Below are 19,798 nucleotides of genomic sequence, written 5' to 3'. Positions count from 1 at the left end.
CTCCTTATCCGACGATGATATTCAGCGCGATGACCAGGACCAGCGCGATCCCCGCCAGCAGCACCGGCCGTTGATACCAGGGCAGATCCGCCTCGTCCGGATCGTGCCGCAGTTCCTTCGGCGTCTGCGAATACACCAGCCCGACCAGTTCGGCATCCGGCTTCGACCGCGTCACCTGGGTAACCGCGACGCTGACCACGATATCCACAACGAACGCCACACCGGCCGCGACGAAACTCGAACCCTGACCGGATAATTCGAAGACATCGGTCTTGTGCAGGATGAAAACCACAATGGCCGAGGTGGTTCCGAAGACCAGCCCCATCCAACCCGCCGTCGGCGTCATCCGCTTCCAGAACATACCGAGAATGAAGGTCGCGAACAGCGGTGCGTTGAAGAAGCTGAACAGCGTCTGCAGATAATCCATCATATTGCTGAAATTGCCTGCGATGAACGCGGTTCCGATTGCCGCGACGGTCGCGCCGACCGTCGCGAGGCGACCGACGTTCAGGTAATACCCGTCCGGCCGATCCCGCCGCACGTACTGCTGCCACAGGTCATAGCTGAATACCGTATTGAAGGCGGAGATATTGGCCGCCATGCCCGCCATGAACGCCGCGAGCAATCCGGCGAGCCCGACACCGAGCAGCCCGTTGGGCAGTACATCCTTCATCAGATACAGCAGCGCCTGGTTATAGGTGGCATCGCCGGAGTAGTTCGAACCCGCCGTCTCCGCCGCCTTGTACTCGCTCATCTGCGGTACCAGCACTGCGCTGATCATGCCGGGAATCACCACGATCAACGGAATGAACATCTTCGGATACGCGCCGATGATCGGGGTGCGTCGCGCGGCCGAAATGGAATGCGTCGCCAGTGCGCGCTGCACCTCGACGAAGTTGGTGGTCCAGTAGCCGAAGGAGAGGACGAATCCGAGCCCGAAGACGATGCCGACCACCGAAAGGAAGTCATTGGAGAACCCGCTGAGCGCATTGCCCGGCCAGGAGTCCCACTGCGCGCCACCGCCGGGGGATGCGCTCACCTTCTCGCGCAGCCCATCCCAGCCTCCGGCCTTGTGCAGACCGACCAGCGTCAGCGGCAGCAGCGCGGCGACGATCACGAAGAACTGCAATACCTCGTTGTAGATCGCCGCGGACAATCCGCCGAGGGTGATGTAGGACAGCACGATCGCCGCGGCGACGATCACCGACACCCATAGCGGCCAACCCAGCAGCACATTCAGAATCGACCCGAGCAGATACAGATTCACCCCGGCAATAAGCACCTGCGCGATCGCGAAGCTCAACGCGTTCACCAGATGTGCGCCGGTACCGAAGCGCCGCCGCATGAATTCCGGCACACTGCGCACCTTGGAGCCGTAGTAGAACGGCATCATCACCACGCCGAGGAACAGCATGGCCGGCACCGCGCCGATCCAGAAGTAGTGGAAGGTGGGGAAGCCGTATTCGGCGCCATTGGCCGACATGCCCATGATCTCGACCGCGCCCAGATTGGCGGAGATGAACGCGAGACCTGTCACCCAGGCGGGCAGCGATCGTCCGGACAGGAAGAAGTCGATACTCGACGAGACCCGCTGCCTGGCCAGCAGACCGATGCCGATTACGAAGACGAAATACAGCGCTACCAGCGCATAGTCGACGGGCTGCGCGTCCAGGCGCAGTGTCGTCTCGGCTTGTACCGAGACGGCATCCAGCGCCGATGAGTAAAGGGTCGAATCGGCAAGCGGCACAGCGTCGTCCCTCCAGGCGATGAAACCGGGCGTCTCGCGTTCTACTGTGCGTGATTGTGCCGTACCCGCGCGGTACATTCACGCACAAAAGTTGGACAGTTGCTCAAACGATGCGGTGCGCACCCGCGCCGGCCACGACGACGAAGGTGCGCGGCGCCTGGAAACCCGATTGCGCGAATCGATCTCGCACCGCGTCCGTGACCGCCGCGGTGTCGTCCTGATCGACGAGCGCGATAACGCTGCCGCCGAAGCCACCGCCGACCATGCGCGCGCCGTGCGCCCCGGCGTCGAGCGCGGCGGATACCGCGGCATCCAGTGCCGGTGTCGAAACCTCGAAATCATCACGCAGTGACTCGTGCGCCACGGTCAGGATCGGTCCGATCGCACGCGGATCCGCACCTCCTCGCAACTTTTCGGCAATCGTGAGTACTCGCGCATTCTCGGTCACCACATGCCGCGCTCGCCGCCGCAGTACCGCATCGCCGATGCGGTCCACAACCGCCGCCGATTCGATATCGCGCAGTGCGGGCACGTCCAGTGCCGCGGCGGCGGCCTCGCATTGAGCGCGCCGCCGTGCGTAACCACCATCGATCAGCGCGTGCGGCTGTCCGGTATCGATCACCAACAGCTCCAGCCCGAACCGATCGAGATCGAATGGGATTTGTTCGTGCGCGACACTGTCGTTCGCGACCAACCGGCGCACATCCAGGAACAACGCATGTCCGGCCGTACACAGAATCGATGCGGACTGATCGAGCAGTCCGGTCGGCACTCCGGCGTAGTCGTTCTCGGCGGCGCGGGCAAGATCGATCAACTCGCGATCGGTGACGGTGGGCGCGAACAGATCTCGCAGCGCGACCGCCACCGCACACGACAGCGCTGCCGAGGACGACAATCCGGCACCGATCGGCACCGCACCGTCCAACTCCAGGTCGACGCCGTCACACACATAACCACGGCGCGCGAATTCGGACACAACGCCCAGCGGATACCGCGACCATCCGGGCACCCGATCCCGTTCGGCGGCAAGCTCGCTCACCGCGACCAGCACCGTCGCACCCGGCCGCTGCCGCGAGAGCACCCGGACCCGGCCGTCGGTTCGCGCCTCTGCCTGACACTCGACCACCAGCGGCAATGCGATGGGCAGCACGAAACCGTCGTTGTAATCGGTGTGTTCACCGATGATGTTGACCCGACCCGGCGCCACCCACTTCGGCACGAATTCCTCACCTCGTCGCATTGCCAGTGCTCACGCATGTCATCCCAGCAACCCTGGGCACCACACCCTACGAGACACGCCACCGGAACATGTCTTTCGGCCCGCGCGGATGCGTGATCGATCGCCTTGACGCACAGTCGAATTTGACGCAATACCGGCCTAAATAATCCGGCCGACGGTTTCGGGAGGGCATTATGATTCAGACAACCCCACGCGGCGGCCTACTCGGGCTGCAGTGGATCGATCGATTACTCCCGCCCATGGGCAGGCCGGACCGCGGCGATCAGCGTGACTCCGGAGCTCCACTGACGATCGAGATCGGCGCGGCGACGGGGACCGGCCCGACGGCTATGTCGGCCTTCGATGCGGCACTGCGTGACCTGGGAGTAGGTGATGCCAACTTGATCCGCCTGTCATCGGTCATTCCACCGCGCGCCGTGCTGGCCCGCACCGGCCGCGTCCGCAAGCCGATCCGCTGGGGTGATCGGCTCTACTGCGTCTACGCCGCGCAGCATGCGAATGCGGCGGGCGAGCGTGCGGGCGCGGGCATCGGCTGGGCACTGCGCGACGACGGTTCCGGCGCCGGACTTTTCGTCGAACACGAGGCCGAGACGGCCGCGCAGGTCGCGACGCTGATTCGCGCGAGTTTGACCGATATGACTCGCAACCGGCCGCAACGTTTCGGTCCGATCCAGCTGTGCACCACCGAGGCCCGTTCCGATGGCACGCCGACCTGCGCGCTTGTGCTGGCGGCGTACCACACGACACCGTGGGGACATCAATGACAGCGTTGCGCAGCGATTCCATGAGGGATGGTGTTCGGCTGACGGGCGGGCCACCTGAGCTGAAAGTCACTATCGAATCGACCATTCCGGACGACCGGATCGATATGTTCCACCTGCTGTACGAGGAGGCCTTCGGCCCCTTGCGCACCAAGGCCATTGCCAGACAGGTGCTGCACCGATCGGAATTCCGCGAGGAGATGATAGATCCGCGGGTCGCCAAACACGTCGCGCGCACCGCGACCGGCGAACCCATCGGGGTGACGACGCTGACCAAACATCTCGAGACCGTCCCGTGGATCAGTCCGGAGTATTTCGCCGCCCGCTACCCCGAACATGCGGCGCGCGACGCGATCTACTACGCGGGTTTCACCCTTGTTGCGCCAAGTGCCCGACAAGGAGCCGCATTCCATGCCATGATCAAATCAGTTGTCCAGGTATTGGTGGCCGAGCGCGCGGCGGTCGGTTGGGACATCTGCTCGTATAACAACACTCGGTTTTCCTTCGCCGACAGCATTCGAGCGGTGCTCGATGAGCAGGCGGCGAACGTCGAAGTCGCGGTGGAGGATTCGCAGACCTACTACGCGGCGCGGTTCACTGGGGATGGAGCGACCAAGGGGGGCTGATGACCGTCAGCGAAGAGCAGCCGACCACCGTTCGGCACCACCTCGAAATGCGGTGGTGCACAATATTTCTCGCGCTGACCGCAGTCGGTCTGGCGGTACTGCTCTGCATTGATGTCCGGCCGTTGTCGCTGCTGACCATGGCCGCCGTGGTGCTCGGCGCGCTCACCATGATCTATATCGGCCTGCGGCGATATCGTCCCGAGCGGCCGCTGCCGTGGTACCTACTCTCGGCATCGGCCGTGCTGTTCGCCGTGGGTACGGCCACCCGCGAGATCGACAGCCACGGACTGCATCCACTCGACGACCTGTTCACTCTCGCCGGTTATTTCGGCACCGGGGTGGCCGCGGCGCTGTGGTTGCGCCCGCGCCAGGTCCGGCCGAACTACGATCTGCTGCTCGACTCGGCGCTCATCGGTCTCGGCGCACTGCTGGCCTCGTGGACCTTTCTGATCTCACCGATCCTGCAGTCGCACGACACCACCGCGCACACTGTAGTGGCGGCGACCTATCCGGTGCTCGATGCTCTGCTGCTGACCTTGGTAGCGCATTCGATGGCGACCGCGACCCGTTCGGAGACCTCGTTGCGCCTGCTGCACAGCGGGCTGATCGCTGTGCTCATCGGCGATTTCGGGTACAGCCTCGACGCCGTCGACCGCGCACCCGTCGCGCACGAATTGTTGCTGGTACCGCTACTGGTGGCCTATCCGATCGTCGGCGTCGCGGCGCTGCATCCGACCATGGCGAGTCTCGGTGCGCCACGGCACATCCACCCGCACCATTCGCGGCAGCGAGCCAGCTTCATCGCGGTCGCGTTGATCGTGGCCTCGCTGATTCCGGTGGTCGGTTCCAGTCTGGACACCCTCGATCGCGTGGTGGTCTCGTCACTGTGTGCGCTGCTGCTCATCGGCGTGCTGGTGCGCAGCGAACGCGCGATCGTCCGCAGTGCGCGCAGTGAACGGCGGGCGCAGTACCAGGCCGATCACGACATGCTCACCGGATTGCTGAACCGGGCCGCGCTGCTGCGCGGGCTGAATCGCAATCACGAGCACTGGATCGAGCAGCCGCTGTGTCTGCTGTTCATCGATCTCGACGGCTTCAAGATGGTCAATGACAGCTACGGCCACGCGGTCGGCGACGAGCTGATCGCGAATGCGGCATCCCGGATCCGGCACATCATCCGGCGCGACGATGTGGTGGCCCGCTACGGCGGCGACGAATTCGTGGTGCTCGCACCGCTGGACCGACAGGAGGCCGCCATGCTCGCGGAGCGACTACTCGGCGCCTTCGTTCGGCCGTTCGAGCTGAGCGCGGGCGAAATACCGATCACCGCGAGTGTCGGCCTGGCCTGCGGCAGCCCGCGCAGCTCCGACGACACCATCTACGACCTCATCAGGGAAGCGGATTCGGCGATGTACCACGCGAAGGAGTACTCGCTCGGCTACGCATTCCACGACGACCTGCGCCACGGTCCGGAACCGCGACACAACACCGCCGACCCGGGACGCCGGATCTGGCGCCCGAGCGGCCGGTCCCATAACACCAGCGGCAAATCCGCCGCCGTCTAGTCCGAGAGCTCTTCGAGCAGTCGCCGAGCTTCCTCTAACTCGGCCTGTAACTGCTGCACCTTGGACTCCTGGACCACTCGGGCGGCCTCCAGGATCCCGGCAACCACCTCGGCCACCTCCGGATGCAGCACCTTGGCCGCCTGCGCCACCGCGGAGCTGGTCACTGGCAGACCGCGCACGGACTTCTTCTTGCCGCTGACCACATCGACCGACCACTCGCCGTCCGCGGTACCGGTCAGCGTCACCGTGACCTCCGGCGTCTTCGCCTTGCTTCGCGCGGCGGGCGCCTTCGCCGCGGGCTTCGCGGCGCCTGCGGGTGTCGCGGGTTTGGCCGGTTCCGCCGCGGGGGCAGCGGGTTTCGCGGCCGACGCGGGCGGGGTGGGGCTCGGGGCCGGCCTGGGGGCCGGTGTCGCGGTGCTCGTCAAGGTCGACGGCTGGGTCACAGTGGATTCCTTCCTGGTTGTCGACTTCGGCTGGGCAGAGCTTGTGGTTGCCGCCTTATCCCGTGGCGGCTTGGTCAACGTCACTTCGGTCGGAGAAAAGGACAGTACATCCTTCGATCCGGTCGGCTTGACCCGCAGGAAGTCGCTCTCGGATCGATCACCGATCTCGACCACCTTGCCGGACCGTCCCTCCGGCACGCCCACCGCGGCCGCGGTGAACCACACCATCGGCGGGCGACCGCCAGCGATGTCCGTGGCGATCTGCTGAATCTCAGTGTCCGACAACGGCTGTGGTTTCGTTCGTGGGGACGGCATGGTGGCACTCCGAGCGGTATTCGTGGATGGCTGCGTGCACAGATGATGCCGCACGCCACCGACAGATTCACAGCCACCACCGAATCCGCCCAGGATCAATCAAGATTCCGAATCCCAGCGAACATGTAGCTACGGCATCCCGTCCGACCGGCAGATCTGCGCATTTCGGAGGCATCCCGCTCGCCGGTTCCGCACTCATAAGTGACTTGCTCGGAAGCGAGTAGCGCCAGTTGAAGGCGCGTCCGCACAGCCAGGTGGCTGAACCTCGCGGTAGCCGTTGGGCATTTTTAAGGACCTATCCCAGATATGGCTGGCCGCGTTGCTCCATGTGGTGTTGTAGCCGGAGCCGGACGGTATCGTGCACCGGCACATCCGCAAGCTCGTCCGGGTGGAGAAAGCGAACCTCTGTGGATTCATCACTGATCGCGATACGGCCGCCGACAACGCGGCCGTAGAACGTGATGTTGAACTCTTGGCGCACCTCGCCATCGGCATACGCGATGATGTGCTCAGGATCGGTATAGATACCGAGCAGTCCCGTGATCTCGATATCCAAGCCGGACTCTTCCTTGGTCTCACGAATCACGCACTGCTCCAGCGTTTCCCCAATCTCCATGACGCCACCGGGCAATGACCAATTGCCGGAGTCACTCCGGCGCTGCATGAGAATCGCACCATCGTCATCGACAACCAGCGCCGAGCCGCCTGGGACCAGACTGTTGGCCTTCGGCGCGTTCGGGTCTCGGTAATAATCACGCCGTCTGCTCATTTGGGACTCCTAGCGAGTAATAGGCAACAGTGTCCCAAATCTGTTCGACCTGATCAGCGAACGACGAGAATATGCCGTATGGGGAAAGTTGTCTCAGGTAGAGCGCTGGGTGTTGATATCCTCGGGCGCGTACAAGATATGGGGTGACAATCATTCGATCGTCGAATCGGAATACCGAGTTGTACAGATGCGTCGTGTGCAATCCGATCTGACAACCCGGCGTGGCTGTCAGTTGGCCGAGCATGCTCAGTGCATTGCGGATGCGACCGGGCAGTGTTCCGTGCATCTGTTCCAGGTTGTCTCGCTCTGCGACGTGATCGCAATCAGGGTCCGCGAACCCCAGCCGGACTCGAACACCGCTTCGGCACTTGCCGGCAATGATGTCGGCAGCGTTGGGTAGCAGTTCGAGGACGAACGGATAGGCGTACCCGATGATGTCGATTCGTTCGGTAGCTCCGAGTAGCAACGATGTCCACAAGTCGTTCGGGATATCGGCTCGGTGGGCATACGCGCTGAGCACTTCGGCCGTCGCGGGTGCCCCTGCAGTCAGGTCCGGTCGTGTCTGCGGCCACAGCGTGGTCTCTGATTCGTTCAGTACCTCAGCTACCGCGAGTCTTGTTCGCCGGTGAGGTATTCGTCCGGCGAGCCACCGATTGACTGTCTTCACGTCCACTCCGACCCGTTGGGCAAGCATTGCCGAGTCGAGTTCGGCTCGCAGCATCGCCGATTCGAGGCGTTGGCTCATATCAGAACCATACGGGACAGACATGGGACGTTTCGGTGAGTTGGAAGTGTCCGCGCAAACGTCCTCTGCGCAGTTCAGGTGTCCGCGTGGTGGCCATAGCGTCGTAGCCGGCCGCCCGGAGTTGGTGAGGACTCCCAACTTCGGGCTGGCCTGCCAATCGCTGCGAAGGGGATGAAATGCGAAGGTGGTCAAGGCTGTACGGATTGGCGGGTCGTGACGTGGAGCAGGCGGACACCACTGATGCGCGACCCAATTACCTGCTTACGGTGGCCGAATCTCAGCGGATTATGCAGCAGCACAAGGATTGTCGTGCTGTCATGTGCCCGCACAAGGCGACCGCGCTACGCTGTCTGGTCCAGGCGGGCAAACTCGCGCCCGCAGCGATGAGTCCCCGCGAACGCGCCGCCGCCCGTGGCTTGGCGTTCCCACTGGCCGAACACGATCTCCCAGTGCGTGTCGGCCCGGATCTTCGGACTTTGCTGGATGTTCTAGACGGTCTACTCGATCCCGCCATCGATGACGGAGGGCACGATGGCACTGACTAAGCGCCAGACGAAAGTTGATGCCGCGCGGGCGATTCTGGTGCACTCGCTGTTGTGGGCGTCGAGGTGCCGCGAGTGCCGGTCACTGGTTTCGACGAACGGGAACGCGCGATGAGGCAGACACCCACCGCGATCGGCTACCTGCGCAAGGACATATCCGGGGTCTCGCAGGAATGGGATGAGATTCAGATCCGTAGCAGGGCAAAACGACTCGGCTATGACTTGGCCAAGACGGTCACGTTCGGTGCGGCGACCACCGACCCGGAGGGACGGCTGGTGAACGTGGTCCAGGCTCTCGATATCGATGTGGTGATCGCACCGAGCCTGGCACACTTCGGTGGTCTGGTGCCACAAAGGCTAGTACGGCAATGCGAACTGAACACCGTGAACCCCGCAGAGACATACGCTCCTCATGCTGCGTTCCGGTTCGTCGATCTAGACCGCATATAGCCTCGTCAAAAGGCAATTGGGACCCAAGGATCTGGGCGACAACGCAAGTCGGTCGTGGAGCTGAGTGACGGCAATCCGCCGAGGATCGGATTCACGCCGGAGCGCGATAGGACCGTGGCTGCGGCAAATCCTTACCTTGCGAAATGCCGAGTACCACCGTCTCACCAGCCGCCGCGCCGGATAACGTCGACCCATCGACCGACGCCAGAAGGAGATCCTGTGCCTATCGAGCACGAAGCCAAAATACTCGGTATCGACCCCGATACCATCGAGCGGCGCATCCTGGACAAAGGTGGTCGGAAGGTCGGTGAGCAACTCATGCGTCGCTATGTGTAGGACGTCACGCCCGGCTTCGACGGTAAGTGGATCAGGTTGCGCGACAATGGGAATGGAACCACGCTGGCTGTGAAGGAGATCACCAGCGACGCTATCGACGGCACTCACGAAGTAGAGGTGACCGTCGACGCCTTCGCCGCCACCAATGCCCTGCTCGAAATGCTGGGCTTCACCGCGAAGTCCTATCAGGAAAACAAGCGGGCCAGCTTCACACTCGACGGCGCGCAGCTCGAGATCGACAGCTGGCCGCGGATTCCGCCGTACCTGGAGATCGAGGCGGCTACGAACGAGGACGTGATCCGCACTGCCGAACTCCTCGGTTATACCGAATCCGACCTCACCGGTGAGAACACGATCAAGATCTATGCACGCCACGGCATCGACCTCACTCCATCCGTGATCTACGTTTCTGAGTGAGTCGTCGGTACCTTGCAGAACCCCTGCGCCGCAACGGGAGTGCAGGGGTTCCGTTACCCGAAGCGCAGCACACGGTAGATCGTCTCGGACTTCGGCGCGGGCCGAGGCACGTCGTTCCACCCGATTTCGGCACCACGCTGCGCAATCGCGGATTTGACCGCGGCGGGATCGACATCGTCCTCGAAGAACGTTACCGACAGTCCATTACCGGTTTCCGGGTCGATGAGGTGGTAGGTGTTCAGCACCCCGGGACAGCCTTCGCGGCATCGATGACCCATTGGCGATCGTCATCAGGCATCGGCTCCCAGCCGGCACTCGGGCCAACAATGCGAACCAGACCTTTCACCGGTGGAACGACAGTGCCAATAAACCCAGCGGGGATCCGGCCACGCAGCGGAAGTGCCGATTTCGACCAGCACGGGCGCTTGCACTGCTGCGTGACAATCGAGTCAACCTCTGCCTCAGCGGATTTGAACCACAGCACTTGTCAATGCGGAACAATCCAGGCGTGACAGATGCCAACAGCAGGTTCGTCGTGGTACCCCTCGCCGAGGTCGTGCTTGCTGGGCAGGGCGTCGATCGACTGAGCAGTACGGAGCGCGATGTAATCGAAGCGTATGCGCTTGGCGGATATGAACGGATTAATCAGGCCATGCGCGGACAGATCCCGATGACGGTCGAACTCGAGCGTCGGATCGAAACGATCCGGTCTGGTCTGCAGAAGTACCCATTGCCGGAAGCCGTGCGAGTGACTAGAGAGACCGACGCAGCGGTCTACGGACTTGTCGACGAGGAGTCGGCACGGGCGCTTATCGACGCAGAGTTTCGCGAGGATGGTTTTCTCTCAACGAGTGGTGTGGCGATCCCGCCTCACTCGACAAGGCATGTGGATCCGGTCATTCTCGACCTGGTCGTACCGGCGGGAACTCCAGTCCTCAGGCTCGGTGAACTCGCTGAGATCGCGGAGGAACGCGAGGTACTTATCATTGACGCGCGGAGCTACTTCGTTGTTGACGTTGCCTTCGATAGCGTGCGTAGTATGTGGCGTATATACGCCGTTGTGATGGAGGGCGAGCTGTGAGTGCACTTACGCGGGATGTGTTGCACCCGGTCAGGGTGAAGTTGTCGCCGAAGCAGGTCCAGGCCCGCCGCCGTCAGGCTGAGGAGATTCTCAACGCGAAGCGGGGGCAACGTGACACCAAGGGTGCCACTAGCAAACGGGACTGAAGCTCTTCTGGGTATCGACGCTACTTGCTAGCCCCTCGCCAGCCCATCCAAGCGCGAATATTCAAGGGGCGCAACGACATCCCGGCCCACAGCACTGACCGTCACAGACCGAACGGCGTACCGGTTCCTCACCAACCACGCTACCTGACTAGCTGGTGAGGCCATTATTCGGTCACGCGATCAGGGCTGTTTCATCCGTCCGTGGCAGCCGGTGGGGTCCGCCCCCCAGGCTGCCACGCGGGGGACGGACCGCCTGGTGCGGACTGTCGAAACCGCAATGGTGCCGACGGTCCGCGCTGATCGGTCGAGCGTTGGTTACTTCCCCTGGAAAGGCGAATTCACCGTGGTGAGGTACTGGATCGAGGCACCGATCGCGACCGGTGCGGTCACCAGGATCTGGCCGGCGAGCACACCGAGTGCACCAACCGCGACGATGCCGCCTAGGCAGCCGATGGCTGCGGCGGGGATGAACGGACCGAATAGGCCGACGATGGTGGCCGAGGCGACGGTTGCACCGGCGATACCACCGAGTACGCAGCCGACGGCGCCGCCGCCGATACCGCCGACCAGGGTGCCGATGGTGGCGCCCATGCCGATGGTGCTGGTCATGCGTGACCAGGCGGCCTGTTCGCGATCGTATTCGGTCTTCCAGGGCGCCTTGTCCTCGTACGGCAGTGCGACCGGCTTGTAGCTCGCGCGTGCGATGTCGAGCTGCGGCGTGAGAGTTGCTGTGTTATCGGCGATTTCGGCCGCGACCGGGAATTCGAAATCGTCGACCCGGAAGGTGAGCGGCGTGCCCGCGACGGTTGTTCCGTTGGCGGCCTTGATCTTCAGCACGCCGTCCTCGACGATCAGCGAACCGGAGTCGGTGGTGATGATCGACTGGGTGTCGGTGGCCTGGGCGGTGAAGTTGATCGGGTCGGCTGCCTCGATCGGTTCGGCGGAACTCGCACCGGCGGCAATCCCCACCGCGGTCGTCATGAACGCGGCGGCAAGGGCGAACTTATTGATCTTCATGGGCTTGGTGAATCCTGTCTGTTCGAGGCATGGCGATACAACGGCCGTACCTCTGACGTTCGGTAGGTCGAATTGGTAACTGCCGGAGCCCCTCACGTCCCGGCAGTTTCAATTGGTGCGTCCCGCGCACTTTCGTCCGCGCCGCGCATGACATGGCGGCGTGATGATGTGCGCGGCAAGTGAATCGGTGTGCGGGAACATCCCGCGGCACTAGGCGGTGGCGCGCTTGCCCATGACCAAGCCGACGATGATGTCGACGGCTAGGAAGGCCACCAGGCTCAGCCCGACCAGCGGTACGAACCAGCCGACAACCAGTGCGGCCGCCATGATGGGCACCGCGAGCCATGGCGAGGTCTGGCGCAATGCACCGCGACGTGGTGGGCGTCCGATGGCGAACCGCGAAGCACCGCGGGTCGGCCGCCGCTTCCACCACATCAGGTAGCCGAGCACCAGCACGACGATCAGCCCGATCATCACCGCGAGCAGCAGCAACTGGTTGAGCACCCCGAACATCAGGCCCATGTGGAATTGGATGCCCCAGTTGGTGAGCTTGGCCATGATCGGCCAGTCGGCGTAGGCGAGTTCGGCGGTGACCGTACCGGTCGCGCCGTCGACGGCGACCGCATCGACGGTATAGGTGCCGGGCATGCGCCGTTCCTTCACCGCGAATGCGCCGACGGGCTCGGCCGGAATGGCGATCTCGGAACCCTGGGTGATGCCATTGGCGCGGGCCGCCGCATAAACCCCGTCGAGCTGCGCGATCCGGGTCGGTACATCGACCGGCGCGGGCGTATGGCCGCCGCCGTGGTGCTCGCCTCCGGCGTGTTCCTGCGTGGCCGCACCCGGCAGTGCGGTGCTCACGGCAGGTGTGGTCCAGCTGAGTTGCTCGCGCAGTTCGGTGATGTTCTCACCCGCATAGGTCGACCAGGTCATCCCGGTCGCCGACAGCAGCAGGATCACCGGCATGATCCAAACGCCAACGGCCCCATGCCAATTCATCGAACGACCGCGACCCTTTTGGGAACCGTCCGGTGCCAGCAGCCAGGCGGCCGAGTTGCGGTTGCGGCGTCCGCGCACCCGACGGATCCACAGCACCAGACCGGCCAGCGCCACGACCCACAGCCAGGAGGCGGCGAGTTCGCTGTAGATGCGTCCCGGTTCGCCCAGGTGCAGATCCCGGTGCAGCCTATCGATCCAAGTGCGCATCGGAAGCGCACCCGAACTGCCGTAGACCACATCGCTGCCGACCGGCTGCGCGGTATACGGATTCACGAACACCGCACGCCGTTCGGACTCGCCGAGCGACGGGTCGTCGAACAGCACGCGGGTGGTGTCGTCGGCCTCGGGGGCCGGCGCCACCGCGACCGGCTTCAGATTCGGCTGGGTGGCGACGGCCGCGGTGACCTGTTCGGATAGCGGCCGCATCTCGCCGTTCGCCTCGACCTTCAACAGGTCGTGCGAGGTAATCGATTCCAGGGTCGGGGAGATGGCGTAGAGCGCTCCGGTGACCGCGGCGATCAGGATGAACGGTGCGACGAAGATGCCCGCATAGAAATGCAACCGCATCGCGAGGGGATAGAGGTCGTTGCGCGACCGTATTTCCTTTGCCGGAGCCGACGATTCGGCATCCGGCGGACTGGTGTCCGTAATGCTCATGACTATTCGTTTCTGGAGTTCGGAAGAACCCGGCAGATCGTCGGCCGTTCGTAATCGGAGAATGGTCGTCGGAATCCGCTGTACGCCCGGCAATGCGGCAAAACGCCGAAATTCATGACGGACAGCGGATCCCGGCGTTCGCCGGGCGAGCAAAGCGTCGCGCGAAAACTGGGCGAGTCCGGACTCGGCAGCAATGCTGACCGGCGAACCGTCATCCGAGGAATCGCTTTCACATGGTCATGTGAAATCTCGCCTCGCAAAGGTGTTGCGCGGTAACGACGACGCACAGGCCGGACCCGTGCACCGGGTAAGGAATATCAGTGACCGAACGCCAATGGCGGACCGCGCGTGCGCAGCGATTCCGCGGCGAATACGCGCAGAACAATACGATCGCGATGCGTCAGGCGCAGCGACACCGGCCTGGGTATCGCGGGCGGGTGATACCGCATCGGCAGCACCCGCGAGAGCACCGCGCAACCGATCCGATACGCGGCCTCCGCACCTCGGATAACCACCGCCGCGAGCACGGCCGCGACGAGGTGCGCGGCCACCATACCGGGCGTGAGCTGTGCATCGAGGTGATGCATATGCCCCGAACTCCAGCCCATGGTGACGTGCCCGAGTAGCTGACCTGCGACGAGCACCGAGATCAGTCCGATCGAGGTGTCGCGCAGCGGTGCGAGCCCGGCGACCAGTGCGCCGACAACGGCGCAAGCGGCGGCGAGGAGCACGAGCGTGGTACTGCCCGGTGGCATCCCATCGGACGCCCACCCGTGTGCCGCAACGGATATGGCACCGGAGATCGAGCCGGCACATGCGCCGCGCACCCGCGCGACGGCGCTGCGTTGCCCCGCAGCGGCCGGGCCGAACTCGATACTCACGCGCTGATGATAGCCGACGAATTACCCGTCGGTCCCCACCCGGGCGGCGGCCGAGATCCATGGGATGTATCGAGTTCCAGCAGGAGAAATGCAAATGCCGCACACCTCCGGATTTCCCATACCGATTCCGCGGCCGGGAATTTCGAAGGTGTGCGGCCCCGAGTGTGACTCAGTTCGCGTCGATTTCCATCTCGCTCAACGGCTTGCGCAGCAACTTACCGGTCGCATTGCGCGGCAGCTCATCGAGGAAGATCACCTCGCGCGGCACCTTGTACCGCGCCAGATTCGCCTTGACGTAATCCTTGATCTCCTGCGCATCGCGCTTGGATTCCGGCCCCGGAACGACGAAGGCGCGCAACCGCTTCCCGAATTCACGATCGTCCACGCCGACCACCGCGGCCTCGAAGATATCGTCGCGCCCGGCGATCAGGTTCTCCACCTCGAGCGGGAAGACGTTCTCGCCGCCGGAGACGATCATGTCGTCGTCGCGGCCGTCGATGTAGAGCAGGCCCTCGGCGTCGAAATGCCCCACGTCACCGCTGGACATCATGCCGTCAACGATCTCCTTGGTGCGGCCGTCGGTGTAGCCGGTGAAGGCGAAACCGTTGTCCACGAAGATGGTGCCGGTCACATTCGGCTCGGTGATCGGCTTGCGGTTCTCGTCCAGCAACACGATCCGGATGCCGACCGGCGCCTTGCCCGCGGTGGTCGGGGCTTTGCGCAGGTCCTCCGGGGTCGCGACGGTCATGACCGCGCATTCGGTGGAGCCGTACAGGTTGTAGAGGCTGTCGCCGAAGTAGTCGAGGGTGCGGGTGACCACATCGGGTGCGATGGCCGAACCCGCCGCGAAGATCACCTTGATGCTGCGCGGATCGTACTTGGCCAGCACCTCGTCACCGAGATCGAGGATGCGCTGCAGCATGGTCGGTACCACGACCAGCGAATCCGCTTGGTAGCGCTGGATATTCGCCAGCGTCTTTTCCGGATCGAACCTGCGCTGCTGGAAGATCACCCGGTTGCCGAGGGCAAGACCCAGGGTGAACTGGGAAAGTCCGGTGCCGTGGAAGATCGGCGCGGCCATGATCATGGTGCCGTTATTGGGCAGCGGCACCCGGTCGACGAACTGGGCCGAGGCGAACGGGCTGACCCGGTCGCGCGGCGCACCTTTCGGCGTGCCGGTGGTACCGCTGGTCAGGACGACCACGCCGCCGGGCTTGGCGGGCGCGGGCAGCGGCGCGGTGGAGCGGCCCTTGATCAGCGATTCGATGGTCGAGACCGCCGGGTCGACATTGTCCTTCTCGTCCACCCAGGTGAGCACCCGGGGGATCTCGGACGGGATCGCGCTCATCAGGTCGAGGAATTCGCTGTCGTGCAGTACGGCCTTGACGTTCTCGCGCGCGGCCACATCGGCCAATTGCGGTTTCGCGAAGCCGGTATTCATCAGCACCGTGCGTACGCCGAGCTTGCCGGTCGCGAGCAGGCTCAGCACCATGCCACGATGGTCGCGCGCGAGCAGCGCGACGACGTCGCCAGGCTTGATTCCCTGGGCTTCGAGCCCGCGAGCCAGGGCGCTGGACTGCTCGTTGAGTTCGCCGAAGCTCACCTCACCGCGCTCGTCGACGATGGCCGCCGCATCCGGTCTGGTCTGCGCCGCGTGCATGACGACACCGGCGAACGGGCCGAATTTGAGCACATTGAATGCGGACCGCGCCGCGTGATCGGGTCGGAGCGGATTGAACAGGCGCCGCTTGACCATGACATTCACGCCCTGGGCGAGATCGCCCGCTTTCCGGACGGAGTCATTCAACGCAGGCAGGGATAGGGACATTCGTCAACGCCTTCCGCGGTCCACCCCACCAGGACCGGGGTGGTGTGGACCGCAACTTCGAGATCCAGTGCTGCCGCTAACAATAGCAAGCATCTGTGACCCGCTGTGTCACGTATCTCAGTTGTCCCGCTCGGTGCCGCTGCGGCCCAGGTCTAAGCCTTGACTTCGTACTCGACGAGCACCCGGCGCAGCAATTTCCCGGTGGTGTTGCGGGGCAGATCGTCGAGGAAGACGACCTCGCGCGGCACCTTGTAGCGGGCCAGATTCTCCTTGACGTAGGCCTTGATCTCCTCGCCGTCGGGGGCGTGACCGTTCTCGGGGACCACGAAGGCGCGCAGACGCTTGCCGAATTCCACATCGTCGACGCCGACGACGGCGGCGTCGAACACGTCCGGCCGCTCCAGCAGCAGGTTCTCCACCTCCTGCGGGAAGACGTTCTCGCCGCCGGAGACGATCATGTCGTCGTCGCGACCGTCCACCATCAGCAGTCCGTGCTCGTCGAAGTGGCCGACATCGCCACTGGACATATAGCCGTCGATGATCTGCTTATGCCTGCCGTCGGTGTAGCCCTCGAACGGCGCACCGCTGCGGACGAAGATGCGCGCGGTGGTGTTTATTGCGTTGACCTGCTTGTCGTTGTCATCGTAGAGCCGGACTTCGCAGGTGATCGGCGCGCGACCGACGGTGCCCGGCGCGATGGCCAGATCGTCCGGGTTCGCGACGGTGGCCACGGCGCATTCGGTCGAGCCGTACAGGTTGTAGAGGACCGGACCGAAGATCTGCGTGGCCTTGACGCACAACTCCGGTGCGAGCGCCGAACCCGCGACCAGAATGCACTTCAGCGAGGTGGTGTCGTATTCGGCGCGGATCTCCGGTGCCAGCTCGGTCATCCGGTGCAGCATGGTCGGCACCGCGACCAGCATTTCGGCCTTGTGATCGGCCACCATCTTTAGCGTGGCCTCGGCGTCGAAGCGGCGGCGCACCACCACCTTATTGCCCATCGCCGAGGCGACCAGATAGGTACCGAGCCCGGTGCTGTGGAAGATCGGCGACACGATGACCTGAGTTCCCCTGACCGGGAATGGGATTCGGTCCACCATCTGCGCGGTGGCCAGCGGGGTCACCTTGCTGCGCGGTGCGCCCTTCGGCAGGCCGGTGGTGCCACTGGTGAGGATGACGAAACCGCCCGGCTTGGACGGTGCGGGCAGGTCCGCGGTCGAGTTGGCGGCGATGAGATCGTCGAGAGTCTGTGCGCCCTCGGGCAATTCGGTGCCCTGGTCGACCCAGGTGAGGTAGCGCGGCAGGTTCGGCGGCAGTGCGTCGAGCAGACCCAGGAATTCGCTGTCGTGCAGCACTGCCTTGACCTTCTCGCGCTCGCAGACCTCGGCGAACTGCGGTTTGGCGAAGCCGGTATTCATCAGCGCGACCCGCACGCCGAGCTTGCCCGCTGCGGCCATGGCCAGGATGAGGCCGCGATGGTCGCGGGCCAGCACACCGATCACGGACCCTTCGGTCAGATTCGCCTGTCGCAGCCCGCGCGCGATGGCCGTGGACTGCTCGTCGAGTTGCCGGTAGGTCAGTTCGCCGCGCTCGTCCACCAGCGCTGGCGCATTTGGCACGACTCGGGCCGAATGCCGGATCAAGGTCGCCTGCGGTCCGTAGACCTTCGATTCTTTCACCGTCCGCAAGGTTTCCAGCGGCTTCTTGGGATCGCTGACCCCGCGAGCCCGCAGCACCCCGAATGCCTTCACAACCTCCAGCGCATGCGCCAACTTCATCGTCGACCACCTCTACCAGCAACTCGCGTCGGCACTTGCCCAAGCGATCTCGAACCACCGTTCTGTCTCACCAACCGTATCAGCGCTATGACCCACATCACACCCGAAGCCGGGCGGGCTGGACAAAAACCGAGCCGGCGAAAGGTGAGAGGCTCCCCACCACCAGTTCCCACCTGGTCTTGATCATCTGCGTGCGGTAGCCAGCGCGACGAGTAGCGCGACGACCCGATTCGGGGGGACTTCGAAGTGGCTGCTGCCCACGGTGTGGAGCCAGCCGGTAGCCGCCAGTTGACGGAGGTGGTGGTAGATCTCGCCGGAGGTGCCCACCTCACCGAGGTCTGTGAGTTCGGCGGCGGTTCTGCTGCCCCGAAGTATCTCCCGAAGAATGCGCAGGCGGACCGGACTACCAAGGGCGGCGAGGCATTCGGCGGCATCGTCCCAGTCGTAGCCGACGATGTCATCGGTGCTGAACTGGACTTGCCAGTCGAACTCTTCCGCGCTGGGTAATGAGCCCGAACCGGCGAACATCACCCCGCCATTGCGCTGATCCGCATTCGTGAACTCCTCATGAAGCCGCCGCAGTGCCCACCCTCCCTGCGGGGCGGATCCACTCGCTTGCCCGCCGCCATCCTTGATGAGGTCCTGGGCCGCAAGTCGGCGTTCGAGCTTCGCTAGTCGGTCCTCCACGCTCACGAGCGCAAATTTACGGAGTTACGTAATTGCTGGCAATGGTTAGCTGATGTGATGCAAAAGCCCGGCACGAAAATCCGTGCCGGGCTCGCGTGCCGGATGGTCAGTTGTAGATCGATCCGAAGGACGGGACCGAGATGGTTGCGAGTTTGTACTGGAAACCGTCCGGGTTGGCGTCGCTGACCGGGACGGGCCAGCGGTGCAACAGAGTGCCGTAGACCGCGCCGACGATGAGGCCGCCACCGGTTTCGACCGGACGGGTGCGGATCGTGGTGTCGACCGTGGCGTCGTTGTGCTCGGAGAGCACCTCGGTGCCGCTGCGGCCGTTGGACAGATTGATCCACAGGACCTGCAGCTTGGCCCCGGTCTGATCCGGTGCGATCGTGCCCGGTCCGCCGAAGAATCCGAATCGCAACCCGTCGTAACCGAGGGCGACGCCGGACCCGTAGACACCCGGCCCGTCACCGCGTCCGATATCGGATTGCGCCGGGATCTGGAACGGCTGTGCGGGCACTGCCACCTGGGTGGCGACCTGCCCGGATGCCAGCAGCCGGTCCACTGCCTGTTCGGCGGCGGGATTGCCGATGGCGGCCTTCCGCAATTGCTGCGTGGCCGTATTCCAGTCGATCGTCGCCGGCTCGGCCGCGGCATGACCCGCGAAGACGGCGACGAATGCGGTGGTTGCCGCGATTGCGGCGGTGAAGCGACGTATCAAACCCAGCCTGTGCATAACCAGTCTCCTGTTGGGGTTCTTGGTACTGCTCG

General features: G+C 64.0%; 19 protein-coding genes. 7 read left to right on the top strand and 12 right to left on the bottom strand.

Annotated elements, in window-relative coordinates:
* Window positions 1-4: 4 nt before the first annotated feature.
* Complete coding sequence (locus AB0J47_RS14070) at window positions 5-1,711, bottom strand: sodium:solute symporter family protein (RefSeq protein ID WP_364345222.1); 1,707 nt, start codon at window positions 1,709-1,711, stop codon at window positions 5-7.
* Window positions 1,712-1,850: 139 nt separating this feature from the next.
* Window positions 1,851-2,966, bottom strand: a complete 1,116-nt coding sequence (gene galK / locus AB0J47_RS14065) for a galactokinase (protein WP_364345164.1) — start codon at window positions 2,964-2,966, stop codon at window positions 1,851-1,853.
* A gap of 194 nt (window positions 2,967-3,160) precedes the next feature.
* On the opposite strand from galK, the gene AB0J47_RS14060 reads away from it, so the two are divergent.
* Genes AB0J47_RS14060 through AB0J47_RS14050 form a run of 3 tightly spaced genes read left to right on the top strand, consistent with a single transcriptional unit; the run spans window position 3,161 to window position 5,939 of the window.
* Window positions 3,161-3,751: a pyruvoyl-dependent arginine decarboxylase gene (locus tag AB0J47_RS14060; protein WP_364345162.1), complete on the top strand. Its 591-nt coding sequence runs from the start codon at window positions 3,161-3,163 to the stop codon at window positions 3,749-3,751.
* A 20-nt stretch (window positions 3,752-3,771) separates the two neighbouring features.
* Window positions 3,772-4,374 carry a hypothetical protein gene (locus tag AB0J47_RS14055; protein WP_364345160.1) on the top strand — a complete coding sequence of 201 codons (603 nt, stop codon included), beginning with the start codon at window positions 3,772-3,774 and terminating at the stop codon, window positions 4,372-4,374.
* Window positions 4,374-5,939, top strand: a complete 1,566-nt coding sequence (locus AB0J47_RS14050; protein ID WP_364345159.1) for a GGDEF domain-containing protein — start codon at window positions 4,374-4,376, stop codon at window positions 5,937-5,939. Before AB0J47_RS14055 ends, AB0J47_RS14050 begins: the two co-directional genes overlap by 1 nt.
* Here AB0J47_RS14050 and AB0J47_RS14045 read toward each other — a convergent pair.
* Together AB0J47_RS14045 and AB0J47_RS14040 are read right to left on the bottom strand one after the other, a co-directional pair.
* The gene (locus AB0J47_RS14045) at window positions 5,936-6,610 is read right to left on the bottom strand and encodes a DUF6319 family protein (protein ID WP_364345220.1); all 675 of its coding nucleotides are present in this window, start codon (window positions 6,608-6,610) and stop codon (window positions 5,936-5,938) included. The two genes, AB0J47_RS14050 and AB0J47_RS14045, sit on opposite strands and share 4 nt — an antisense overlap.
* Before the next feature lie 382 nt (window positions 6,611-6,992).
* Window positions 6,993-7,466 carry an NUDIX domain-containing protein gene (locus tag AB0J47_RS14040; RefSeq protein WP_327101501.1) on the bottom strand — a complete coding sequence of 158 codons (474 nt, stop codon included), beginning with the start codon at window positions 7,464-7,466 and terminating at the stop codon, window positions 6,993-6,995.
* A 921-nt stretch (window positions 7,467-8,387) separates the two neighbouring features.
* On the opposite strand from AB0J47_RS14040, the gene AB0J47_RS14035 reads away from it, so the two are divergent.
* The 3 genes from AB0J47_RS14035 to AB0J47_RS14025 all read left to right on the top strand — a co-directional run bounded on the left by AB0J47_RS14035 (window position 8,388) and on the right by AB0J47_RS14025 (window position 9,956).
* Window positions 8,388-8,756 (top strand): hypothetical protein, encoded by a 369-nt coding sequence (locus AB0J47_RS14035; protein ID WP_327101499.1) that lies wholly within the window; start codon window positions 8,388-8,390, stop codon window positions 8,754-8,756.
* A gap of 72 nt (window positions 8,757-8,828) precedes the next feature.
* Entirely contained in the window at window positions 8,829-9,203 is a 375-nt protein-coding gene (locus AB0J47_RS14030) for a hypothetical protein (RefSeq protein WP_364345156.1), read from the top strand.
* A 405-nt stretch (window positions 9,204-9,608) separates the two neighbouring features.
* Entirely contained in the window at window positions 9,609-9,956 is a 348-nt protein-coding gene (locus AB0J47_RS14025) for a hypothetical protein (protein WP_364345154.1), read from the top strand.
* 53 nt (window positions 9,957-10,009) lie between these two features.
* Here the strand turns inward: AB0J47_RS14025 and AB0J47_RS14020 are convergent, their stop codons facing one another.
* The gene (locus tag AB0J47_RS14020) at window positions 10,010-10,201 is read right to left on the bottom strand and encodes a hypothetical protein (protein ID WP_364345152.1); all 192 of its coding nucleotides are present in this window, start codon (window positions 10,199-10,201) and stop codon (window positions 10,010-10,012) included.
* Window positions 10,202-10,464: 263 nt separating this feature from the next.
* Here AB0J47_RS14020 and AB0J47_RS14015 point away from each other — a divergent pair, with 263 nt between their 5' ends.
* Window positions 10,465-11,037 carry an ADP-ribosyltransferase gene (locus AB0J47_RS14015; protein ID WP_364345150.1) on the top strand — a complete coding sequence of 191 codons (573 nt, stop codon included), beginning with the start codon at window positions 10,465-10,467 and terminating at the stop codon, window positions 11,035-11,037.
* Between the two features lie 461 nt (window positions 11,038-11,498).
* Here AB0J47_RS14015 and AB0J47_RS14010 read toward each other — a convergent pair whose 3' ends face one another.
* The 7 genes from AB0J47_RS14010 to AB0J47_RS13980 all read right to left on the bottom strand — a co-directional run bounded on the left by AB0J47_RS14010 (window position 11,499) and on the right by AB0J47_RS13980 (window position 19,763).
* Window positions 11,499-12,200, bottom strand: coding sequence for a hypothetical protein (locus AB0J47_RS14010; RefSeq protein WP_364345148.1), 702 nt, complete (start codon window positions 12,198-12,200; stop codon window positions 11,499-11,501).
* Between the two features lie 210 nt (window positions 12,201-12,410).
* A complete protein-coding gene (locus tag AB0J47_RS14005; protein WP_364345146.1) occupies window positions 12,411-13,856 on the bottom strand; it encodes a PepSY domain-containing protein in 1,446 nt (481 codons plus the stop codon).
* A gap of 317 nt (window positions 13,857-14,173) precedes the next feature.
* Window positions 14,174-14,737: a hypothetical protein gene (locus AB0J47_RS14000; RefSeq protein ID WP_364345144.1), complete on the bottom strand. Its 564-nt coding sequence runs from the start codon at window positions 14,735-14,737 to the stop codon at window positions 14,174-14,176.
* A 169-nt stretch (window positions 14,738-14,906) separates the two neighbouring features.
* Window positions 14,907-16,565: an acyl-CoA synthetase gene (locus AB0J47_RS13995; RefSeq protein ID WP_364345142.1), complete on the bottom strand. Its 1,659-nt coding sequence runs from the start codon at window positions 16,563-16,565 to the stop codon at window positions 14,907-14,909.
* Between the two features lie 152 nt (window positions 16,566-16,717).
* Window positions 16,718-18,343 carry an acyl-CoA synthetase gene (locus tag AB0J47_RS13990; protein ID WP_364345140.1) on the bottom strand — a complete coding sequence of 542 codons (1,626 nt, stop codon included), beginning with the start codon at window positions 18,341-18,343 and terminating at the stop codon, window positions 16,718-16,720.
* Between the two features lie 183 nt (window positions 18,344-18,526).
* Window positions 18,527-19,036: a winged helix-turn-helix domain-containing protein gene (locus tag AB0J47_RS13985; protein WP_364345138.1), complete on the bottom strand. Its 510-nt coding sequence runs from the start codon at window positions 19,034-19,036 to the stop codon at window positions 18,527-18,529.
* Window positions 19,037-19,136: 100 nt separating this feature from the next.
* Window positions 19,137-19,763 (bottom strand): hypothetical protein, encoded by a 627-nt coding sequence (locus AB0J47_RS13980; RefSeq protein WP_364345136.1) that lies wholly within the window; start codon window positions 19,761-19,763, stop codon window positions 19,137-19,139.
* Between the last annotated feature and the right edge of the window lie 35 nt (window positions 19,764-19,798).

The sequence above is a fragment of the Nocardia sp. NPDC049737 genome (assembly GCF_040674755.1).
GTDB lineage: Bacteria > Actinomycetota > Actinomycetes > Mycobacteriales > Mycobacteriaceae > Nocardia.
This window is presented reverse-complemented; position numbering and strand designations above follow the sequence as displayed.